4 protein-coding genes are annotated in these 3,618 nt (G+C 69.2%); all 4 read right to left on the bottom strand.

The genetic code is table 11. The features are described 5' to 3' along the window. Positions 1 to 209 precede the first annotated feature (209 nt). A complete protein-coding gene (locus tag AB0C25_RS36490) occupies positions 210 to 404 on the bottom strand; it encodes a hypothetical protein (protein ID WP_357249621.1) in 195 nt (64 codons plus the stop codon). A gap of 99 nt (positions 405 to 503) precedes the next feature. Further along, positions 504 to 1,862: a Pup--protein ligase gene (gene pafA / locus AB0C25_RS36485; RefSeq protein ID WP_357379633.1), complete on the bottom strand. Its 1,359-nt coding sequence runs from the start codon at positions 1,860 to 1,862 to the stop codon at positions 504 to 506. A 68-nt stretch (positions 1,863 to 1,930) separates the two neighbouring features. Continuing rightward, entirely contained in the window at positions 1,931 to 2,554 is a 624-nt protein-coding gene (rfbC, locus tag AB0C25_RS36480) for a dTDP-4-dehydrorhamnose 3,5-epimerase (protein ID WP_357249627.1), read from the bottom strand. Further along, on the bottom strand, positions 2,551 to 3,441 hold the full coding sequence (gene rfbA / locus AB0C25_RS36475; protein ID WP_357249630.1) for a glucose-1-phosphate thymidylyltransferase RfbA: 891 nt from the start codon (positions 3,439 to 3,441) through the stop codon (positions 2,551 to 2,553). The genes rfbC and rfbA overlap by 4 nt, the downstream gene beginning before the upstream one ends. Positions 3,442 to 3,618 lie beyond the last annotated feature (177 nt).

Raw genomic sequence — 3,618 nt, 5'->3', positions numbered from 1 at the left:
TCGTACGGACCAAGGAGATACGACGTCAGCGAGCGACCAACACGATTTTCAGCCCGGAACGGGCCGCATCGCCAGAGGCGACAGGGACTAACCCCCCGGGCCGCGCGCCCTCCGCCCACCCTCCGCCCCGTTGATCATGGGGTTATCGCCCGCCGCCTCGGCTGTCAGGGCAACAACCCCATGATCAACGCGAGCATTTGGGGGTGGGGTCAGGCCAGGAAGACCAGGGTCAGCCAGCCGCCGACGATGAGGACCAGCGCCAGCGCCAGCACCCACGTCGGCACGGTGTATTCACCACGGCGGTTACGGTCGACCTCGGCGCGGATCTTCTCCCGCCGGCGTTCGACCCAGTTCTGCCGCTCGGCGCCGCGCTCAGGGCGGTCGGAAGGTCCAGAAGTCGTCATGGCGGACTCAGCTTAGCGGCCACCGCGCCGGCCGCGCCGGTGCGGCCACCGGTAGGCCGGCCCCGTCGGCGGACAACACCGCCGGGGCCGGCAGACCCGTCACATGCTGGCGATCAGCCGCTCCACCCGCTCGTCGTACGCCCGGAACGGGTCCTTGCAGAGCACGGTGCGCTGTGCCTGGTCGTTGAGCTTCAGGTGCACCCAGTCCACGGTGAAGTCCCGCCGCTTCTCCTGGGCGTGCCGGATGAACTCGCCGCGCAGCCGGGCCCGGGTGGTCTGCGGCGGGGTCTCCTTGGCCTCGAAGATCTCCGGGTCGGTGGCCACCCGGTCGACCTCGCCACGCCGCTCCAGCAGACCGTAGAGGCCGCGACCGCGACGCACGTCGTGGTAGGCCAGATCCATCTGCGCCACCCGGGGGTGCGACAGCGGCAGGTCGTGCTTGCGCTGGTAGCGCTCGATCAGCCGCAGCTTGCTGACCCAGTCGATCTCCCGCGAGACCGGCTCCAGGTCACCGGTCTCCACCGCGTTGAGCACTCGGCCCCACAGCTCGACGACCCGCTTGGCGGCCTGGTCGCCACCGCGCCGCTCGACGAACTCGGTCGCCTTGGACAGGTACTCCTGCTGGATGTCCAGGGCGCTGACCTCCTTGCCGTTGGCCAGCCGCACCTTGCGCCGGCCGGTGATGTCGTGCGACACCTCCCGGATCGCCCGGATCGGGTTCTCCAGGGACAGGTCGCGCATCACCACCCCGGCCTCGATCATCCGCAGCACGATGTCGGCGGTGCCGACCTTGAGCAGCGTGGTGACCTCGTTCATGTTGGAGTCACCGACGATGACGTGCAGCCGCCGATAGCGCTCGGCGTCGGCGTGCGGCTCGTCGCGGGTGTTGATGATCGGACGGCTGCGGGTGGTCGCCGAGGAGACGCCCTCCCAGATGTGCTCGGCCCGCTGCGAAAGGCAGTAGACCGCGCCTCGCGGTGTCTGCAGAACCTTGCCGGCCCCGCAGATCAACTGCCGGGTGACCAGGAACGGGATGAGTACGTCGGCCAGTCGGCCGAACTCCCCGTGCCGGGAGACCAGGTAGTTCTCGTGGCAGCCGTACGAGTTACCGGCCGAGTCGGTGTTGTTCTTGAACAGGTAGATCTCACCCGCGATGCCCTCGTCGTGCAGCCGCTTCTCCGCGTCGACGAGCAGGCCCTCCAGGATCCGCTCGCCAGCCCGGTCGTGGGCGACGAGATCGGTCACCGAGTCGCACTCCGGTGTCGCGTACTCCGGATGCGATCCGACGTCCAGGTAGAGCCGGGCTCCATTACGCAGAAAGACGTTGCTCGACCGACCCCAGGACACCACGCGACGGAACAGATACCGCGCGACCTCGTCCGGGGACAGCCGCCGCTGCCCGCGATAGGTGCAGGTGACGCCGTACTCGGTCTCGAGGCCGAAGATTCGCCGCTCCATGGTGTGACATTAGCCGCCCGGAGGCCCGGTTCGTCACTGTCACACCACAGGTCGTGCCCCGGGGGTGGTCACATACCGGTTGAGTGCGACATTCCGTCCGGACCGAGGCTCGCCACGAACCGCCGGCAGTTGTCGTACTCCGGAAGCAGGCCGCTCTCGCGGGCCTGGGCGAGGGTCGGCGCCGCGTCGTCCCGCGCGGACAGCAACGGAACGTCGGCGGGCCACTCGATGCCCAGCTCCTCGTCCAGCGGGTGCACCGCGTGCTCACCCGTCGGGTTGTAGCTGGCCGAGCAGAGATAGCTCAACGTGGCGTCGTCGGTCAGCGCGCAGAAACCGTGCCCCAGCCCCTCGCTGAGGTAGACCGCCCGACGGTCGGTGTCGTCCAGCCGGACGCCCTCCCAACGGCCGAAGGTCGGCGAGCCCACCCGCAGGTCCACGATGACGTCGAGGACCGCGCCGCGCACACAGGTGACGTACTTGGCCTGCCCCGGCGGAACGTCGGCGAAGTGGATGCCGCGCACCACGCCACGGGCGGAGACCGACAGATTGGCCTGGGCCAGCCGCAGCGGATGCCCCACCACGTCGGCGAGCTTGTCGAAGCGGTACCACTCCATGAACATGCCGCGCGAGTCGCCGTGCTGCTGGGGGGTGATCTCCCAGGCGCCCTCGATGCTCAGCTCCCGGATCTTCACCAGGCCACCCCCTGGCGGCCGCTCGGTTCGGCGAGCAGACCGAGCAGGTAGTCGCCGTAACCGCTCTTGGTCAACGGCGCGGCCAACGCGCGCAGCTGATCGTCGTCGATGAGGCCGGCCCGCCAGGCCACCTCCTCGACACAACCGATCTTCAGGCCCTGCCGCTCCTCGACCACCCGGACGAACTCGGCCGCCTGCATCATCGAGGCGAACGTGCCCGTGTCCAGCCAGGCGGTGCCCCGATCCAGCACCGTCACCGACAGCTCCCCGGTCTCCCGGTACACCTCGTTGACCGCCGTGATCTCCAGCTCGCCGCGGGCGCTCGGGGTGAGCTTGCGGGCGATGTCCACGACCCGGTTGTCGTAGAAGTACAGGCCGGGCACCGCATAGCGGGACTTCGGCAGGGCCGGCTTCTCCTCGATCGAGAGCACCCGACCGGCGTCGTCGAAGTCGACCACACCGTATTCCTGCGGGTTGGCCACCTGGTAGGCGAAGACCCGCCCGCCGACCGGGTCGCCGTGGGCCGCGAGCTGCCGGCCCAGACCACCACCGTGGAAGATGTTGTCGCCGAGGATCAGCGCCACCGACTCCGTGCCGATGAAGTCCGCCCCGAGGATGAAGGCCTGCGCGATGCCCTCCGGGCGCTCCTGGCTGACGTACTCCAGCCGCAGCCCGAACTGGCTGCCGTCGCCGAGCAGCCGACGGAACTGGTCCTGGTCGTCGGGGGTCGTGATCACCAGGATCTCCCGCACCCCGGACATCACCAGGGTGGAGAGCGGGTAGTAGACCATCGGCTTGTCGAAGACCGGCATCAGCTGCTTAGACACCGCACGGGTGATCGGCCAGAGCCGAGAACCGGTGCCGCCGGCAAGTAGGATTCCACGCACCGGGGCAGCCTAGCGGCACAGAAGCAGGATGTGCGGGGGGGTCGCGCCCCGCGCACCGCACCCAACTTCGCGTACACTTCCCGACCCGTGAGGATCCTCGTCACCGGCGGAGCCGGATTCATCGGGTCGGAGTACGTTCGCCTGCTGCTGGGCAAGCCCCTCGGCAGTGCCGAGGGC

Origin of the sequence: Micromonospora sp. NPDC048839 (assembly GCF_040649915.1) — a bacterium.
Classification (GTDB): Bacteria; Actinomycetota; Actinomycetes; order Mycobacteriales; family Micromonosporaceae; genus Micromonospora.
Note: the sequence above shows the minus strand (reverse complement) of the source record. Positions and strands in the feature narration are given on the sequence as shown.